Origin of the sequence: Kocuria sp. p3-SID1428 (assembly GCF_025149945.1) — a bacterium.
Classification (GTDB): Bacteria; Actinomycetota; Actinomycetes; order Actinomycetales; family Micrococcaceae; genus Kocuria.
Genome location: NZ_JALXVH010000001.1, coordinates 89,987 through 108,203, shown reverse-complemented (window position 1 = coordinate 108,203; position 18,217 = coordinate 89,987). Strand labels below are relative to the sequence as shown.

Here is an 18,217-nt window from a genome sequence, read left to right as displayed (position 1 = left end):
CCTGTCCGTGACGGGGTCGGGCCCTGCGAGTCCGGGATGATCCCGCACGCACCACTACGCTGGTCTCGTCCGCCGGGATCCTCCCGGCATCTCGAATCGGGGTCGGGGTGAGTTCCACGCATCGTCATGGCCTTCTGGGCGCCGCAGCGGTGGTGGCCGTCGTCGCCTCGCTGATCGCAGGAGTTCCCCAGGGTCCCATGTCCAAGCAGGTCCAGGATTACGAGTCCACCGACGAGCCGATTCCCAACCCGGGGCGCGGGATGTCGCACTACACCCAGACTCGCTACGCCGAGGACGGCTCCGGGCACACGCCCCTGGACGTCTGGCAGCTGCGTCGCTGGAAGGATGAGGACCAGACCACGGTCGTCTATCGGATCGTGCTGCTCGACGGATACCGCGAGTCGGACGCGCTGCCGCAGAAGGTCCTGGACGACCTGGACTCGGATCTCGACCTGCTCAACGACGAAGGCATGAAGGCGATCGTGCGCTTCGCCTACACGGAGGACGGAACGGACGACGCCACCGCGGATCGCACCGTCGCCCACATCCAGCAGCTGGCGCCGGTGCTCAATGATCACCGGGGCGTGATCCACTCGCTGCAGGCCGGCTTCGTGGGGCAGTGGGGCGAGTGGTACTACTCGGACAACTTCGCCAGCGATGCGAACGAGCCGTGGAATCTCACCGGCGACGACTGGGCGAACCGCCAGCGCGTCATGGATGCGCTGCAGGAGAGCATCGACCCGCGGATCGTGCTGCAGGTCCGCTACCCGGAGATCCATCGCCGGCTCGTGCACGAGGACCGCAAGGACCGGGTGGGCATCCACAACGACTGCTTCCTGGCCTCGGACACGGACATGGGCACCCTGGTCAACGACGAGGACCGCGCCTATCTGGAGCAGGTCGCGAAGAACGTGCCCACGACGGGGGAGACCTGCGCGGTGAACCCCGGGCGCTCCGATGACGCCGAGACCGCGGTCTCCGAGCTGCAGCGCTACAGCTGGGCCGTGCTCAACGCCGACTTCAACCAGGAGGTCCTGCAGTCCTGGGGCGAGGACGACCTGGCCGAGATCCAGAAGCGACTGGGCTACCGCTATGCCCTGGCCAGCGCCTCCGCGCCGCGCGAGCTGGCGCCGGGGGAGGACGGCCAGCTCTGGCTGCAGCTGCGCAACGACGGCTACGCGGCCACCGGGCGGCATGCGGAGATCGTCCTGACCTTCTCCGACGACTCCGGCCGGATCGTGCACACCGCGCGGACCGACGTGGAGCTGGATGGCATCCGCCCGGGTGAGGAGGGCTATGTTCCGGTGCCGTTCCAGGCACCCGCCCAGACGGGGTCCTACTCCCTGGGGCTGCAGGTCCCGGATCCGGACAGCGACTCCACCAGCGCGGATCTGAGACAGCCGGCCTACAGCGTGCGCCTGGCCAATGACGGCATCTGGGATTCCGGGACCGGCGTCAACGACCTGGGGATGCAGCTCACGGTCGAGTGAGGCTCTCGGCGCTGCGCACCGCGCCGCGGGCCGCCGCACGACCGGCTCGCGTGGCTCCGATGGTCGAGGCCGAGGCTCCGTAGCCCACCAGGAACAGCCCGGGCTGCTCGGTGACTGAGACGCCGTCCGGCTCCATCTGCACGCCGCCGCCGGGCCGGCGCAGGTGCAGCGGGGCCAGGTGATCCAGCACGGCGCGGAAGCCGGTGGCCCACAGCACCGCATCCACCGGGGTCTCCCATGCGCGCGGTCCGTCCGTCTCGGATGGTCGACCGGGCAGGGCGTCCATGGGCGGCTCCGTCCGCTGCAGGCCCTCCTCCACGACCTCACCCTGAGAGGGCCGTCCGCGACCGTCGGGTCCGGGCCCATCGAGCACCGCGCCCGTCTGCGTGAGCCGCAGGAGTCGGCCCCGGGAGATCAGGGCGCCGTCGTCGATGCCCTGCCGGTACTGCTCCGTGAGCGGCAGGCCCGTCGCGGCGACCACCGACAGCGGCGGCAGCCCGGTGGTGGTGCGCGCGGAGACCGAGGCCTCCACGTCAGCACCCCAGGACTTGTCGAAGAAGCGGTCGGTCCAGTCCGGTTCCCGACGCTTGCTCCACACCGTCTGCGCCCCAGCGGCCTCGAGCTGCAGGAGGAACTGCAGCGCTGAGGTGCCGCCGCCGACCACCAGCACGCGCTGGCCGGCGAAGTCCTCCGCCGCCGTGAAGTCGCGGGTGTGCAGCTGCCGGCCCGCGAACTCCCGCATCCCGGGATAGGCGGGCCAGTGCGGTCGGTTCCAGGTCCCAGTCGCGCTGATTACCGCGTTCGCTCGCCGCACCGAGCCGTCGGAGGCCGTGACGCGGAACAGGCCGTCGTCGTCGCGCTCCACCGAGGTCGCGGCCGCCGGGCGCACCACGGGCAGTCCGAGCTCGCGCTCGAAGGCTCCGTAGTAGCGGGAGACCACGCGACTGGCCGGCTCGGTCGGATCGGGATCGCCCAGCGGGAAACCGGGAAGGTCGTGGATGCCATGGGCGGCGTCGAAGGTCAGCGAGTCCCAGCGATGCCGCCACGCTCCGCCGGGCCCGTCATTGCCGTCGAGCACCACGAACTCCCGCCACGGCTGCAGCCCCTTGCGCAGCAGGTGACCCGCCGCGCTGAGCCCGGCCTGCCCCGCGCCGATCACAAGCACGGGCAGGGGATCGCCCTCGGCCCGCTGAGAAGTATGTGATGTATCCACAAAATCGAGAGCGCGCGGCGGCGTCGAGCTATTCCCTGCAGGCGCGGAGGCTCACAGCGCCGTGATGCGGACCGACGGCGCCTCAGCGGCTCGACTCGGATCGACCGTCGACGAGGTGCCCTCGGCCCAGGCCAGGAAGTCGGCGAACGCCAGGATCGGCTTGCCGTACTGCACCGCCTTCTTGGCCTTGCCGGACTGGGTGCCGAGCTCGGCGACCACCAGCACGTCGCACTTGGTCTTGGTGACGTTGGCGACCGGGGTGAGCCCGTGGGAGGCAGCCAGCCTCTCCACGTCGTAGCGGGAGAGCTCGCGCCCGTCGGCGTCATGGGCGGTGCCCGTGAAGCAGACTCGCGCGCCGGGGGAGAGGACGTCGGACAGATCGACGTCTGCGCCCTGGTCGCCGTCCAGGATCTGCGTGCCGAGCTGCGCCTCGATCTCCTGCAGGAGCCCTCGTGCCGTGGGGCTCAGAGCGGCGCGGTCGGCGGCGACCCGCAGCGCCTCGGTCAGTGCGGTGGCGCGATCGTCGTCCGAGGCGTCCAGCCCGGGCGCGTGCACGAGCAGCTTGACGCCCTCTGCACTGCGCGGCATGAGGTAGCCGGGGCGGTCGTCGATCCGGGGGAACGGCTCCTCGCCGCTCAGACCGCGTCGGGAGGCGATGTCGCGGGCGGCCAAGGCGCGCTCCAGCGCAGTCGGGGCGCTCAGGCGGGTGCGGTCCTCCCAGGTGAGTGAGCCGTCGTCGAGCTCGGTGCCCAGCGGCATGCGGGTGACGTGCTGGTTGCGCTTGAGCTCGAAGTCGATGCGGCTCAGCGCCTGGTCGACATGCAGCCCGATGGGCGTGCGGTCGCTGAGCAGCGGGCCCAGGGCGGCCCAGGCCTGCTCGAGCACCGGGGCGAGCTCCACGTCGGCGGCGGCGATGCCGTAGTCCGTGCGCGCCGAGCCCAGATCCCGCGTGGGGTTCACCAGCGTTGCGGCCTGCTGGCCGTCGTCGGTGACCACGGCCAGCTCGATGGGCCGCGGCTTCCAGCGCGTGCCCTCGTCGCCGACCCAGCACACGCCCAGGTACACGCTGCCGCGGGTCTCGAGCGCCGGTGCCTGGGAGCGCAGGAAGCGGCGCACGCGCTGATCCACGCGCAGGTCCTTGGGCAGCACATCGCGGGTGAGGACCATGCCCTCGAGCGTGCGGCAGCGGCTCAGCGCCACGTAGAGCTGCCCGTCGGCAAAGGTGCCTCCGGTCAGATCCACCACCACCCGGTCCAGGGTCTGGCCCTGACTCTTGTGGATCGTGATCGCCCAGGCCAGGCGGAACGGCAGCTGGGAGAAGGTGCCCACGACCTCGTGCGTGAGCTGCCCGCCCGCCACCGACGGCCGGGTCACCTCCCACAGGTGCCGCTCCACGGTGGTGCGCGAGCCGTCGGGCAGCTCGACGACGACGTAGGGCTCGCCGTCGTCGTCGAACAGGGTCTCGGTGATCTTGGCCAGGGTGCCGTTGACCCAGCGATCGGCCGGATCATTGGTCAGCAGCATGATCTGGGCGCCGGCCTTGTACTCCAGGACGTCCTCGGCCGGGCGCTCCATGCCATCGAGCTCTCCGGTGATCCGGGCGGTGGAGAACGCGGCCGGTGCCTCGATCCGCTCGAGCATCCGCCGATTGCGGGCCCCGGCGATCCGGTTGGTGGTGGCCAGGGTCAGCCAGAACTCATCCAGCGGCGGCTCGAAATCCGGATCGGTGTGGCGGTTCAGCTCGGTGCGCGCCTCCTCGAGCAGGCCGCCGTCGCGCACGGCGTTGAGGATCTCGACCATGCGCGTGTCGTTGAGCTGGCGGAAGACCGTGGTCAGCTCCACGACCGCGAACGACGGCGCCGCGTACTGATGTCCCGAGAAGAAGAAGGGGGACTCGTAGTAGGTCTGGAAATGCTCGCGCTCCGGCTCGGTCACCACCGGGGGCAGCTGATGCAGATCGCCGACCAGCACGAGCTGCACACCGCCGAACGGCGTGCCCGGCTTGGGCCCGAACTGCTCCAGGGCGAGCACCAGGCAGTCGAAGAGATCGGCCCGGACCATGGAGATCTCGTCGATCACCAGGGTGTCCAGGGCCTTCAGGGTCTTCATGAACCGACCCGGCCGGTAGTCCCCGGAGCGCACCTGCTCGGGGGTGATGCCCGCAGGGAAGGAGAACAGTCGGTGCAGGGTGTAGCCGCCCACGTTCAGCGCGGCGATGCCCGTGGGCGCGGCCACCACCACGGAGCGCGAGGTGTCTTCCAGGAACGTGCGGATCAGCGTGGACTTGCCTGTGCCGGCGCGGCCGGTGAGGAACACGGGGACGCCGGCGTGCAGCTTCTCCAGGGCGTCGGAGAACTCGGCGGTGAGGGTGAGGGCGGTCATGGCAACCATGGTCTCAACTGCAGCATGCCGCGGCGGTCATCAGGCCTTCCGCCGACCAGGATGTTCTGGGATGCGTCGGCGCAAGGTGGATTTCGCGTTCACCCACGCTTCCGCATCTGCCGAGACCCACTTCGCCAGGTCAAGGGCGGACGTCAGATCACGCTGCAGATTTCTGCGGTGTATCGGCTCATGGTGAGCTGCGCGATTACGGACGAACGTGAGGCTCTTCATCCGCCCGGCGACCTCTCTCTGCCGTTGCCGGAGATCCTTGGGGCCGTTCTCGAAGGCCCTGTGTGTCGCTGGAACCCAGAGCGAGGTCAAGTATCTGGACTCGACGAGGAAGCGCCAGAAGCCGAGACTGAGCTCGGCAATCACTTTGCCGTGGATCTCGGCGTCTTTGCCGTGGCGGGTTGCCCGCTGGCGGGCCTTGGAAACGTCCAAACTGGCGCGATCATCGAGAGGAGCCAGATCGAACCAGCTGATTCCTGGGCGCTTCTTCTGCGCCCATTCCGCAAGTGCGGCGTCAATGGCATTCCTGATGATCACTTCGACCATCGAGGTGAGCTCCAGCACCGATGCAGAAGCAGACATGTTCCACTCGTACAGCTCGAACGCTCGCTGATTGCTGCCGTCAGTGTCTGCGAAATAGGAGGAGAGCCGCTCATTGGTCAGGAGTCGGCGCAGCTCGCCGTAGTCCCACTCATGGGACGGAGGCGCGGGTGGATGAGGCGTTGACATCGCTCTCTCCTGCGGTAGAGTCTTCCGCGAAGACCCCGGAACGATCACTGGCCGTTGGCCACATCGCCGGGGTTACTTTTATGCCCGACACCGCGACTAGGCTCACGTCCTGCATGGCGCTGCGCGTAACGGAGTCACCGTGAGCCTAGTCGCGGTGTCGGTGCGATGCGGGCAACACGCCGAGCCCGCGCCGACGCGAGACGACACTCTGGGCGATGATGTCGCATCCTGCCTGCCGTGGAGTGGCGTGCTCCCCTGCCTGATGCAGGCCAGTACTGTCCTGACAGTGGCGTCTGGCATGCTCGACGCCCTCACTGATACGACACGAACCACGGCTTCGGCTCGATGTCGTAGGTCTGCTCGGGCGTCCAGGTGGGGGTGTCCTCGTCGTAGAAGTTCTTCCACGCCATGCGCATGCCCTGGGGCAGATCCGTCTTCAGCGTCTCCCAGGTGCTCAGCTTCAGATCGCGGGTGCCGTGGCCGTCGGCGTGGATGACCATGGCCAGCTCCGGCACGGTGGCATCGATGCTCGCGCGGTCCGGGAGCATGGTGACGGAGAACTGATGCAGGATCAGCACCTTCTGCGGCAGGTCGTCCTCCCGCACGATGCCCGCCAGCCATTGGGCGACCTCGTTGACCTCGGCGGCGCCCACCGAGCCGACCTGCACCATGTGCCGAGCACCGGGCTGCAGCCGCCACTCGGGATCCAGCGCCAGGCCCACATGCGGCTGCCGCAGCAGATCCTCGTAGCGCTTGGCCTGGGTCAGGAAGTCCGTGGAGCCGGGCTGCAGATCCAGCACGCAATAGACACCGGCCTCGCCTGCGGCATCGATCCACGGCTTCAGGGACTTCGGATCCAGCTCATTGGAGTAGTCGCCGTCGGGGCCGGCCTCGGCGGAGGCCACGGTGGCGATGATCTCGAAGGCCGGGATGATCGGCTGTTCGGAGAACGGCTCGTACTCCTTCGCCAGCTGCTTCACGCGGGTGATCGAGGCTTGGAGGTCCTGCTCGCCCAGGCAGCCCAGCCCCGGCACCCCCGGGGTGCCGTAGAGGGCGACCATTCGACGGTCCGGGAAGACCTCCCTCCCGCCGCCGGGCAGCTCTACGGGCTCGGGTGTCGGCGACGGACTGGCAGAGGGTGTCGTCGTGCCCGAGCCGTCCGAGTCCGAGGCAGTGCGGTTCGGATCGGAGGAGCATGCGCTGACTCCCGCGAGCACGGCCAGCGGCGTGCCGAGCAGCAGGGTGCGGCGCGTCGTCGCGGGGAAGGACCGGAGTCCAGAGCGGGGGGCGGGAACTGGCATGGCGGGGGACCTCGTGGGGCGAAGACGGGCAGATCGGTCGTTCACGATCGAAACTATCCCAGCAGGCTGATGATCGTCGAGCCGGGGCTCACACGATGTCGATCGTCCCCGTCGGCAGGGGCGGCAGGCGTCCGATGCTGCGACCGTGCACCAGCCAGTAGTAGCCGAGGCAGACCAGCACCACACCGGCCGCGCACAGGAACATGCCCCGGTATCCCAGGGCAGGGATGACTGCGCCCAGGACCGCGGGGCCGACGGTGGCGCCCAGATCCATGCACAGGAAGAAGGTCGCGGTGGTCAGCCCCACGCGCGCGATCGGCGCCCGCTTCACGGCGGCGGACTGCGCAGCGGTGATGAGAGCCCCGAACGAGCACCCCAGCGCAGCGCCGGCCACCAGCAGCATCCAGCCGGAGACAGCGAAGGCCAGCAGCGACAGGGTCCCGGCGAAGAGCACGAGCGCCGGCAGGATCACGCTGTTGTCCCCGCGCCGGTCCTGCAGCCGCCCCAGGAACGGGCGCGTGAGCACGATCGCCACGGCGTAGATCACGAAGAACGCAGCCGCCGCACCCACCAGGTCCAGCTCGATCGCATAGGCGTTGAGGAAGGACAGGATCGTGGAGTAGGCCACGCCGATGAAGAACATCAGCCCGGAGATCGGCAGCGCTCGCGGCTCGATGATCGAGGACAGCCTCCATTGCAGGGCCGCCCGGCGCTGCTGGGCGCTCAGCTCGATCTCCGGGACGCGCAGCACCAGCACGACACCCAGTGCGAGAAGCGCCACCACGGTGACCAGCAGGAACAGGCTCCCGTAGCCGATCGAGCGCGAGAGCATCACGCCCAGGGCGGGGCCGAGGGCGGTGGCCAGCGTCGTGGACATCCCGAAGTAGCCGGTGGCCTCGCCGCGGCGCCGTGAGGGGATCACGGACTGCACCGCCGCCGGGGCGATCGTGGTGATCGCGGCGAAGGCCAGGCCGTTGACGAAGCGGACGGCCAGCAGACCCGACATGCCCGTGTCCGGCAGATAGGCAGCCGAGACCAGGCTGAAGAGCACCATCGCGCTGAGCAGCACGCGCCTGCGTCCCAGGACCTCCATGTACTTGCCGCTGAGCAGCCGGGCGATCACGGCTCCGATCGTGAACGCAGAGGTGGTCAGCCCGGCCTCGGACTCTCCGGCCCCGAACCGCTCCATCGCGTAGACCGCCGAGATCGTGGTCACTAGGTAGAACTGTATGGAGACCAGGAACTGGATCAGCCACAGCAGCACGAACTGCTTCGAGAGGATCGGCTGGGCCGGATCTCTGCGACGCCTCGGCTCCGGCACCTCGAGGCGCGGGATCTGCCCTGTCACCGGCTGGTTGTAGGAGCTGGGCTCGGCGGGTCCGTCGTCGCCTCGGTCCTGCAGGGCCTTGTCGCGGTCGTCGGGGTCCTCGGAGTCGTCGGTCCAGGAGGGCGGCTGGGGCATGACGGAACGGGTCTCCGATCGGCTGCGGATCTGGGTGCGGGGCACTGGCCACATTAGCCGCGTCCGCCGCAGGGCACCCCGGCTGCCTCGGCACTGCGGCGTCGCACCGCGCCGGTAGCATGGCCAGGTCACGCGGCCCCTGTACGGCCGCGTCCCCCGAACCGAAAGGCTGCAGCAGCTCATGAGCGAGTCCGTGTCCCAGAACCCCTCCGCGCACAACGGCGCCGATGATCAGACCCTGAGCGTCATCGTCGACGGCCAGCGGCAGCAGGTCCCCACGGGCAGTACCGCAGCCGACCTGTACCAGGGCCAGCGCGAGGTCGTCGTGGCCCGGATCGACGGCACCTTGCGGGATCTGGCCACGCCCCTGGCCGAGGGCCAGTCCATCGAGCGCGTGCTGATCTCGGATCCTGAGGGCCTGGAGGTCCTGCGCCATTCCACCGCCCACGTCATGGCCCAGGCGGTCCAGCAGCTCAAGCAGGAGGCCAAGCTCGGCATCGGCCCGTACATTACGGACGGGTTCTACTTCGACTTCGACGTCGACGAGGCCTTCACCCCGGAGGACCTCAAGGCGCTGGAGAAGCGCATGCTCAAGATCGTGAACTCCACGCAGAGCTTCCGCCGCCGCAGCGTCACCCACGATGAGGCCGTCGCCGAGATGGCCGATGAGCCCTACAAGCTCGAGCTGATCGGTCTGGCCCAGGGTCCCGGCTCCGGCGCGGAGGTCGCGGCCACGGAGGGCGCCTCGCAGGAGGTCTCCGCCGGCGAGCTGACGATCTACGACAACGTCGATCGCAAGTCCGGGGAGACGGTCTGGAAGGACCTGTGCCGCGGCCCGCACCTGCCGGACACCAAGCTGATCGGCAACGGCTTCGCGCTCATGCGCTCGGCGGCCGCTTACTGGCGCGGCTCGGAGAAGAACAAGCAGCTGCAGCGCATCTACGGCACGGCCTGGCCCACCAAGGACGAGCTCAAGGAGTACAAGGACCGGCTCGCCGAGGCCGAGCGGCGCGATCACCGCAAGCTGGGCTCCGAGCTGGACCTGTTCTCCTTCCCCGACGAGATCGGCTCCGGACTGGCGGTGTTCCACCCCAAGGGCGGTCTGATCCGCATGGAGATGGAGAACCTCTCGCGCGAGCAGCACGTCAAGAACGGCTACTCCTTCGTGAGCACGCCGCACATCACCAAGTCCTCGCTGTTCGAGATCTCCGGGCACCTGGGCTTCTACAAGGACGGCATGTTCCCGCCCATGCAGATGGACGAGGAGCGCGACGCCGCGGGCAACATCACCAAGCAGGGCCAGGACTACTACCTCAAGCCCATGAACTGCCCCATGCACAACCTGATCTTCCGCCAGCGGGGCCGGTCCTACCGCGACCTCCCGCTGCGGCTGTTCGAGTTCGGCACGGTGTACCGCAATGAGAAGTCCGGGGTGATCCACGGCCTGACCCGCGCCCGCGGCTTCACGCAGGACGACGCCCACATCTACTGCACGCGCGAGCAGATGCGCCAGGAGATCGCCACCACGCTGGACTTCGTGCTGGACCTGCTGCGGGCCTACGGGCTGGACGACTTCTACCTGGAGCTGTCCACGCGCGATCCGCAGAAGTCCATCGGCGACGACTCCACCTGGGAGGAGGCCACCTCGACCCTCGAGGAGGTCGCCACCGCATCGGGTCTGGAGCTCGTGCCGGACCCGGAGGGCGCCGCCTTCTACGGCCCCAAGATCTCGGTCCAGGCCCGCGACGCAATCGGGCGCACCTGGCAGATGTCCACGATCCAGCTGGACTTCTTCATGCCGGAGCGCTTCGACCTCGAGTACGCGGCCGCCGACGGCTCCCGCCAGCGCCCCGTCATGATCCACCGGGCACTGTTCGGCTCGATCGAGCGCTTCTTCGGTGTGCTCACCGAGCACTACGCCGGCGCATTCCCGGCGTGGCTGGCGCCCGAGCAGGTCCGCGCCATCCCGGTGGCTGAGGCCTTCGACGACTACCTGGGCGAGGTCGTGGCGAAGCTGCGCACCGCCGGTGTGCGCGCCGAGCTCGACTCCTCCTCGGACCGATTCCCCAAGAAGATCCGCACCGCGTCCAAGGACAAGGTGCCGTTCGTGCTGATCGCCGGCGGCGACGACGCCGATGCCGGTGCCGTCTCCTTCCGCTTCCGCGACGGCTCCCAGGAGAACGGGGTGCCGGTCGAGGAGGCCGTCGCGCGGATCGCCGCGCACGTGTCGAATCGCGTCAACGACGATCCCGTCCCCTCGGCGGCCGCAGGCGATGAGACGGTCGGGCAGGCCCCGGGTGTGGACGCCGATGCGACGAGGTCGCAGGGCACGCAGTCATGAGCACGGGGGAGCAGGACGCGCGCGTCGGCCAGCACCACTGGGTGCGCCAGGACGACTTCGAGATCCCCGGGGTGCCGGATTCGTTCCAGCGCCTGTGGACCCCGCACCGGCTGGCCTACGTGCGCAGCGAAGACACCTCGGTCGAGACGGAGCCGGGCTGCCCGTTCTGCACGGGACCCGAGCGCCGGGACGACGAATCCCTGATCGTCTTCCGCGGCGAGCACTGCTTCGTGATCCTCAACCTGTTCCCCTACAACCCGGGCCACCTGCTGGTGTGCCCGTACCGTCACGTGGCCGAGCTGACTGATCTGTCGGACGATGAGCTCACCGAGCTCATGCGCCTGACCCGCGACGCCGTCGTGGCAGTGGGCGAGGCCTCCCACCCGAACGCCTTCAACACGGGGCTGAACCTGGGCCAGGCCGCTGGCGGGTCCCTGTCGGATCACCTGCACATGCACGTGGTGCCGCGGTGGATCGGCGACTCCAACTTTTTGCCGGTGACCGCCCACACCAAGGCGATCATGGACACCCTGGGCGGGACCTGGACCGACATCCGGGAGCACTGGCCGGGGCCGGGGTCCGGGTCGGAGCCGGCACCGGAGGCCTCGGGCGCGGGAGCTGAGGATCCGGCCGAGCACTCCGAGGAGGGCTGATCACCCCCGCTTTGCGCGCGGCGATGCAGCGACCCGCCGCCGTGCTGATCGTGGTGCTGGCGCTGCTGTCGGCGGTCTCGCCGCTGGCCACCGACGTCTACCTGCCGTCGTTCCCGGAGATGACCCGGGAGCTGACCACCACGGGCTCGGCGGTCCAGCTCACGCTGACCACCTTCATGATCGGGCTCGGCCTGGGCCAGCTGATCATCGGGCCGATGTCCGACGCTCTCGGGCGGCGCGGCCCGCTGCTGATCGGCACGGTCGTGTGCCTGCTGGCCGGGATCGTGTGCGCGCTGGCACCGAGCATCGAGGTGCTGATCGCGGCACGATTCGTGCAGGGCTTCAGCGGTGCGGCCGGAGTGGTGATAGCCCGGGCGATCATCACCGACCTCACCCGTGGAGCCATGACCGTGCGGCTGATGAACATCATGATGATCATCGGCGGCGTGATGCCGGTGATCGCGCCCATGATGGGCGGCGCCATTCTGCAGGTCGCCGACTGGCGAGGCATCTTCTGGGTGATCACCGCGATCGTGGCCGTGATGGTCGTCGGCATCCTGACCGTCGTCCCGGAGTCCCTGCCCGACGCGCGGCGCCAGGAGGGCGGCCTGCGGCGCATGGCATCCAACATCGACGCGGTGCTGCGCACGCCGGTCTACGCGGGCGGCGTGGTCGTCTCGGCTATGTCCTTCGCCACGCTGTTCGCTTACGTCTCGGCCTCGCCGTTCGTCATCCAGTCCATCCTGGGCCTGCCCACGCTGGCGTACTCGCTGCTGTTCGGGCTCAACGCCCTGGGTATGACCTCCGGCAGCCTGATCTCGATCCGGTTGGCCGGACGCGTGCACGTCCAGCGCACCCTGGGCACCGCTCTGTTCGCGCTCACGGCGGTGGCGCTGGCGCTGGTCGTCGTCGTGCTGATCGGGCTGCCCACGGTGCCGACCCTGGCGCTGCTCTTCTGCGCCACGACCGCCATGGGCTTCATCCTGGGCAACGCCTCGGCGGTGACCATGCAGGCCGCGCCCGAGACCTCCGGGACCGGCTCGGCGCTGATGGGGGCGCTGCAGTTCGGCATGGGCGCGCTCGTCTCCCCGATCGTGGGCATGGCCGGCGAGACCGACGCTCGCCCGATGGCGTGCACGATGGCCGTGTGCGCATCCATCGCGCTGGCCGCGTTCCTGATGCTCCGGCGCCGTGCGGCCTCGGTCTCGGCTGGCAGCACAGCCGGGAGCAGCTGAGCCACAAGATCAGGGCTCTGCGGTGGCCTGCAATCCGGTCCGCTTGTGTCGTCTGACCTCTCGTGTCTGCTGGAGCCACCCTCGAGCTGGGCCTTTTGGCGACAGCGTCATGGGGTCTGAGAGGAGACCCGAATGCAGAATTCGGACCATCCCGAGCTTCATGCCTGGGTGGACGAGAGCATGCGACAGCACGCTGTGCCTGATCCCATGTATCTGCTCGGTGCAGTCGTCTCCGAGCCGGCTCGCTGCCCCGGGACGAGACACCAGCTGCGGACCGTCCTCCCGAAAGGGGCTCCGAAGCTTCACTGGCATGAGCTGAGCCCACGGAAGAAGACTGAAGTCACGGCAGTGGTGGCCTCTGCCGAAGGCGAGCATCTCGTGGTCATGGCGACTCCGCTGAATCTCCGCAAGCAGGAACGAGCGAGAGCGGAGTGCCTCAAGCGTCTGCTCTGGGAGCTGGGCCAGCGAAATGTCAGTCTCGTGCACCTGGAGGCAAGGACTCCGTCGCTCAACAAGCGCGACATGGACCTGATCCTGCGCCTACGAGGCCAGAGAGCGATCCCTGCGGGCATCAGGGTGGAGATCGAGTTGCCCTCGATCGAACCGATGCTGTGGGTCCCCGATCAGGTCTTGGGGGCGGTCGGTGATGCCGAGACGGGCGACAGGAGATGGCTCGACCATTTTCAGGGAGCCGTCCAGATCATGCGCATCGTGTTGCAGTAGACAATGGACAGCGCGAAGGCCAGGTCCCGTCAGAGCGGGGATCCTGGCCTCTACTTCTCACCCACCCGCAGGAGGGGAGCTGCGTTCAGTAAACCTCACGGGCGCATCCTCTGTCCAGGTCCAGCCGAAGGCGAACTCGCTGCTTGATGCATGCACCGGTCGTCGATGCAGTATCCGAGCCTCGCCGTCAGCTCCTTCATCGTCTGGTGCCCTCGTCGAGGGCCCTGAGGCACCGTCTGGCTTCCCGGGGATGGCTCAGACGCACGGTGGTGAAAGAGGGGCAGCGGTCGTCCAACGTGGGAATGACCCGCTTGAGCTTGTTCCTGGTTCGCCAGCCCCACCGAATGATGTGGTCCTCATCGGTGAAGAACGTACGCAGAGGGGGCTCCTCATTCCCGTTCCACAGTTCCTGCCGCAGCAGGCGTCTGCTCAGGGTGCGCCGCACCAGCCGAGCCATCTGCACCGAGGTGGGGTAGTCCAGCCAGAACAGGGTGTCTGCGCGCTCCAGGATCAGGGGCTGTACCTCCTGGTATTGCAGCTCGATGACCCACTGGGGTCCTGAGATGAACCGTTCGACGTCGGCGACGAACGACTCGCGGCGTGTCCACTCGGGACCGTGGTGCAGGCTGTCGATCTCCACCCGCGGGTACCCCATCAGCTCTGCGATCCGGTTGCAGAGCGTGGTCTTTCCGGTCCCGCTGCCGCCGGCCACGGTGATCCTCTGGGGCATCCAGGTGAGGGGGTCATCTGCGGTGAGCACGCACATCAGCCTAGGCCTCGCCGGGTGCCGTGGCCTCTGAGTCGTCTGAGCCTCCACCATTGGCATGACCGGCTGCCGCAACCACGTCTCGCCCATGCGTCGACCGGGTGGACCTAGGCTCGAGTCACACCGCATCCCAGCAGGACCCCTCGTGCTGCTTGCTGCGGCACCTGACCGAGGAGTTGCCTGATGCCCACGAACCACCCGACGACGACTGCGCTCAAGCACCTCAAGGCGCAGCTGGGGGCGCGGCTGAGCACCGACCCCGCTGAGCTCGAGCCGCTGCGGGAGGACCGCTCGGGGCACCGCAGCCCGGGCGCCCCGCTGGCGCTGATCCGCGCCGGCAGCATCGAGGACATCCAGCTCGTGTGCCGCACCGCTTTCGAGCACGACATCCCGGTCGTCACCCGCGGCGCGGGCACCGGCCTGGCCGGCGGGGCGTGCGCCGGCCCCGGCGAGCTCGTGCTCTCCACGCAGGACATGGACCGGATCCACAAGATCTCGGTGCCCAACGGGCTGGCCGTCGTCGGGCCCGGGATCCTCAACGGCGCGCTGAACGCCCAGCTGGCCGAGCACGGGCTGTGGTGGGCGCCGGATCCGGCCAGCAAGGACATCTCCACGGTGGGCGGCAACATCGCCATGAACGCCGGCGGGCTGCTGTGCGCGAAGTACGGCGTCACCCGCGAAGCGGTGCTCGCGCTGAAGGTCGTGCTCGCCGACGGCCGCCTGATCTCGGTGGGCCACCGCACCGTCAAGGGCGTGACCGGCTACGACCTCTGCGCACTGATGATCGGCTCGGAGGGCACGCTGGGTGTGATCGTGGAGTGCACCCTGGCGCTGCGTCCCGTCGTGACGGGGCCGCGGCCGGTGGTCGCCGCCAGCTTCCCGGGCGTCGTCGCTGCCTCGGCGGCCGCCTCCGCCGTGACGGCCGAAGGCCTCACCCCCGCGCTGCTCGAGCTGATGGACGGGCCCACGGTGCAGTGCGTCGAGCAGCTGCGCGGTCGGCGCATCGGCTCGGCGGGGTCATCGTTCCTGCTGGTCCAGACCGACGGGGCCGAGGCGGCCGAGGCCGCGGGGCGGACCGCGGCGATCCTCGAACGCGCCGGGGGAGAGGTCCGCGCGGCCGAGGACGAGACGGAGGCCGAGGAGCTCGTGGACCTGCGGCGCAGCGCGTTCCCTGCGCTGGAGGCACGTGCCGAGCAGATGGCCCGGGACGGCGGCTTCGACGGACGCGGCTCGATCCTGGTGGAGGACATCGCCGTGCCGCGCGACCGGCTGGCCGAGGCCTTCGAGCGGATCCGCGAGATCGAGCTGCGCCACGGGATCCTCATCCCCACGACCACCCACGCCGGCGACGGCAACCTGCATCCCGTCTTCCTGGTCGGGGAGCCAGAGGTCCCAGAGCGCATCTGGGAGGCCGCCGGCGAGGTCTTCCGGATCGCCCTGGAGCTGGGCGGGACGCTGTCAGGCGAGCACGGCATCGGGCTGCTCAAGCGCCGCTGGCTGGGCGAGGAGCTCGGGGAGGATCAGCTCGAGCTCCAGCAGCGGATCCGCGAGGTCTTCGATCCGCAGGGGATCCTCAATCCCGGCAAGGTCATCGCTCGGGAGCGCTGAACCGGGCGTCTGGTCTCCGGCCCTGCCGTCGCTGAGGAGTCGGGGCGACGAACTAGGATGGCCGCCATGTCCAGACCACTTGTGAGGCTCCTCGGCCAGGGCGTGCGCGCCGCCACCAAGCTGCGCGGCGGGGGCTCGGCGTTCCCCGGGCTGATGATGGAGAAGCTGCACCCGGACTTCGTGGCCGAGCAGCTGGCCCGGCTGCCCCAGGGCGTCGTGGTGATCTCCGGGACCAACGGCAAGACGACCACCACCAAGATGGCCGTTCAGCTGCTCGAGTCCCAGGGCCTGCGCGTGTTCACCAACCGCACCGGCTCGAACTTCGTGCGCGGGGTGGCGGCCTCCCTGCTGGAGGAGATCTCCCTGACCGGCAGGCTGGACGCGGACATCGCCGTGCTGGAGCTCGACGAGGCCCACGCGGTCCACTTCGTGAAGCTCGTCCAGCCCCGGTTCGCACTGCTGCTCAACGTCATGCGAGATCAGCTCGACCGCTTCGGCGAGATCGACACCACCCGCCGCATGCTCTCCCAGATCGCGGCGGCCACCACCGAGGCCGTGGTCCTCAACCGCGAGGACCCGCGCATCGCCTCTCTGGCCGATGACGTCCGCCCCGGGGCCGCGGTGCACTGGTACGGGCTGTCGGAGAAGCTGCGGCCCATGTTCCCGTCGGACGACGACATGCGCGGCGCCGACGGCCCTGAGGCTCCGGTGCCGTCGCAGCAGGCCAAGCCGGAGGCGATCGTCCAGCTGGACGACTTCGAGGCCACCGACGTCACCTTCTCCGTGCGCGGGGAGCCGGCGCAGGCGGAGGTCCATCTCTACGGCGTCTACAACGTCTACAACGCCGCGGCCGCCCTGGCGCTGGCGCTGACCGTGTCGCAGGATCGCAGCGGCCCGTCGGCTGCTCTGCCGTCGCTGCTGGGCGAGCTGTCGCGGGTGACCCCGGCCTTCGGGCGCGGGGAGACCATCATGGTCGAGGGCACCCCCCTGCAGCTGCTGCTCGTGAAGAACCCCGCGGGCTTCCGCCTCTCGCTGGCCTCGGCGGCGCCGGAGTCCTACGCGACCATGATCTCCATCAACGACGAGTACGCCGACGGCCGCGACGTCTCCTGGCTGTGGGACGTCGAGTTCGAGTCCCTGCGCACCGGGGGAGTGGACATGGTCACGGGCACACGCGCCTGGGACATGGCGCTGCGCCTGGACTACGACCAGGTGCAGGTGGGCGCAGTGGAACCGGAGATTGGCCGTGCGCTCACGGAGTTCATCGCCGCAGCAGACGGACGCCCCATGCGGGTGTTCTGCACCTACACCTCCATGCTGACGCTGCGCCGCGAGCTGCGCGCCGTCGCCGTCGTCCCCGAGATCTGAGAAGAGGACCGCGATGACCACTGCGACTCCCGACCTCCCCTCCGCCGCGGCCGAGCCCGAGCTCGGCGGGCAGGGTGAGATCCACCTCGTCCAGCTCTACCCCCGGGACATGAACATCTACGGCGACTGGGGCAACACGCTGACGCTCAAGCGCCGCCTGGAGCGCCGCGGCTACAGCGTGCGCCTCACCGACTACAACCCTGGGGACTCCTTCCCCGGCGACGGCGACATCTTCGTGGGCGGCGGCGGCCAGGACTCAGGGCAGTTCCGCGTCATGGAGGACCTGCAGCGCATCAAGCCGCTGCTGCTGGAGCTGGTGCAGGACGGCGCGCCCATGCTCGCGATCTGCGGGCTCTACCAGCTCTTCGGCCATCGCTTCCGCACGATCGGCGGCGAGACGCTGACCGGCGTGGGGATCTTCGACCTCGAGACCGTCGGGGGCCCGGAGCGGCTGATCGGCAACATCGTCACCGAGTCGCCCGAACTCGGCACCGTGATCGGCTACGAGAACCACTCCGGTCTGACCCACCTGGGCGCGGGCCAGAAGCCCTTCGGCACCGTGGTCTCCGGTGCCGGCAACGACGGCCAGGACGGCACCGAGGGCGCGGTGACCCGCGAGGTCATCGGCACCTACCTGCACGGCTCGCTGCTGCCCAAGAATCCGGCGGTGGCCGATCACCTGATCGCCACCGCGGTGCGCCGCCGCCACGGGCACGAGACCTTGGAGCCGCTCAACGACCTGCTCGCCGAGAAGGCTCGGGAGGTCGCGGCGTCCCGGCCGCGCTGAGCCGGCGGCGCGTCCCCTACAATCGTCCAGCAGACTTCCCAGACCAGCGCGTCCTGCGTCGCGGGGGTGCGCGTCCGGCAACTCAGGCCGGCGGCGGCACCCCGCCGCACGCGCGGTCGGCCGCCGTCGGGATCCTCCCCACGGCGCGCC

At 69.3% G+C, this 18,217-nt stretch carries 14 protein-coding genes; 8 read left to right on the top strand and 6 right to left on the bottom strand.

Annotation, left to right across the window (positions count from 1 at the left end; genetic code table 11):
- Window positions 1-107: 107 nt before the first annotated feature.
- On the top strand, window positions 108-1,490 hold the full coding sequence (locus M3E84_RS00435) for a DUF4832 domain-containing protein (RefSeq protein ID WP_259893905.1): 1,383 nt from the start codon (window positions 108-110) through the stop codon (window positions 1,488-1,490).
- Here M3E84_RS00435 and M3E84_RS00430 read toward each other — a convergent pair.
- From M3E84_RS00430 to M3E84_RS00410, 5 genes are all read right to left on the bottom strand, one after another.
- On the bottom strand, window positions 1,477-2,649 hold the full coding sequence (locus tag M3E84_RS00430) for an NAD(P)/FAD-dependent oxidoreductase (RefSeq protein ID WP_259893933.1): 1,173 nt from the start codon (window positions 2,647-2,649) through the stop codon (window positions 1,477-1,479). The genes M3E84_RS00435 and M3E84_RS00430 overlap by 14 nt on opposite strands.
- A 105-nt stretch (window positions 2,650-2,754) precedes the next feature.
- Window positions 2,755-5,085 carry an AAA family ATPase gene (locus M3E84_RS00425; RefSeq protein ID WP_259893904.1) on the bottom strand — a complete coding sequence of 777 codons (2,331 nt, stop codon included), beginning with the start codon at window positions 5,083-5,085 and terminating at the stop codon, window positions 2,755-2,757.
- A gap of 39 nt (window positions 5,086-5,124) precedes the next feature.
- The gene (locus M3E84_RS00420; protein ID WP_259893903.1) at window positions 5,125-5,823 is read right to left on the bottom strand and encodes a hypothetical protein; all 699 of its coding nucleotides are present in this window, start codon (window positions 5,821-5,823) and stop codon (window positions 5,125-5,127) included.
- 311 nt (window positions 5,824-6,134) lie between these two features.
- Complete coding sequence (locus M3E84_RS00415; RefSeq protein ID WP_259893902.1) at window positions 6,135-7,124, bottom strand: hypothetical protein; 990 nt, start codon at window positions 7,122-7,124, stop codon at window positions 6,135-6,137.
- 88 nt (window positions 7,125-7,212) lie between these two features.
- A complete protein-coding gene (locus M3E84_RS00410) occupies window positions 7,213-8,586 on the bottom strand; it encodes an MFS transporter (protein WP_259893901.1) in 1,374 nt (457 codons plus the stop codon).
- Window positions 8,587-8,779: 193 nt separating this feature from the next.
- Here M3E84_RS00410 and thrS point away from each other — a divergent pair, with 193 nt between their 5' ends.
- The 4 genes from thrS to M3E84_RS00390 all read left to right on the top strand — a co-directional run bounded on the left by thrS (window position 8,780) and on the right by M3E84_RS00390 (window position 13,538).
- The gene (gene thrS / locus M3E84_RS00405) at window positions 8,780-10,927 is read left to right on the top strand and encodes a threonine--tRNA ligase (RefSeq protein ID WP_259893900.1); all 2,148 of its coding nucleotides are present in this window, start codon (window positions 8,780-8,782) and stop codon (window positions 10,925-10,927) included.
- Window positions 10,924-11,580: an HIT domain-containing protein gene (locus M3E84_RS00400; protein WP_259893898.1), complete on the top strand. Its 657-nt coding sequence runs from the start codon at window positions 10,924-10,926 to the stop codon at window positions 11,578-11,580. The genes thrS and M3E84_RS00400 overlap by 4 nt, the downstream gene beginning before the upstream one ends.
- A 23-nt stretch (window positions 11,581-11,603) precedes the next feature.
- Window positions 11,604-12,815: a multidrug effflux MFS transporter gene (locus M3E84_RS00395; RefSeq protein WP_259893896.1), complete on the top strand. Its 1,212-nt coding sequence runs from the start codon at window positions 11,604-11,606 to the stop codon at window positions 12,813-12,815.
- A gap of 132 nt (window positions 12,816-12,947) precedes the next feature.
- Window positions 12,948-13,538 carry a hypothetical protein gene (locus M3E84_RS00390; protein ID WP_259893894.1) on the top strand — a complete coding sequence of 197 codons (591 nt, stop codon included), beginning with the start codon at window positions 12,948-12,950 and terminating at the stop codon, window positions 13,536-13,538.
- Between the two features lie 196 nt (window positions 13,539-13,734).
- On the opposite strand, the gene M3E84_RS00385 is transcribed toward M3E84_RS00390, so the two are convergent.
- On the bottom strand, window positions 13,735-14,298 hold the full coding sequence (locus tag M3E84_RS00385) for an AAA family ATPase (RefSeq protein ID WP_259893892.1): 564 nt from the start codon (window positions 14,296-14,298) through the stop codon (window positions 13,735-13,737).
- Between the two features lie 189 nt (window positions 14,299-14,487).
- On the opposite strand from M3E84_RS00385, the gene M3E84_RS00380 reads away from it, so the two are divergent.
- The 3 genes from M3E84_RS00380 to M3E84_RS00370 are packed head-to-tail and all read left to right on the top strand — an operon-like array spanning window position 14,488 to window position 18,067.
- A complete protein-coding gene (locus M3E84_RS00380) occupies window positions 14,488-15,912 on the top strand; it encodes an FAD-binding oxidoreductase (RefSeq protein WP_259893890.1) in 1,425 nt (474 codons plus the stop codon).
- Between the two features lie 57 nt (window positions 15,913-15,969).
- The gene (locus tag M3E84_RS00375; protein ID WP_259893888.1) at window positions 15,970-17,280 is read left to right on the top strand and encodes a Mur ligase family protein; all 1,311 of its coding nucleotides are present in this window, start codon (window positions 15,970-15,972) and stop codon (window positions 17,278-17,280) included.
- A 13-nt stretch (window positions 17,281-17,293) separates the two neighbouring features.
- Window positions 17,294-18,067 carry a type 1 glutamine amidotransferase gene (locus M3E84_RS00370; RefSeq protein ID WP_259893886.1) on the top strand — a complete coding sequence of 258 codons (774 nt, stop codon included), beginning with the start codon at window positions 17,294-17,296 and terminating at the stop codon, window positions 18,065-18,067.
- Window positions 18,068-18,217: the final 150 nt, after the last annotated feature.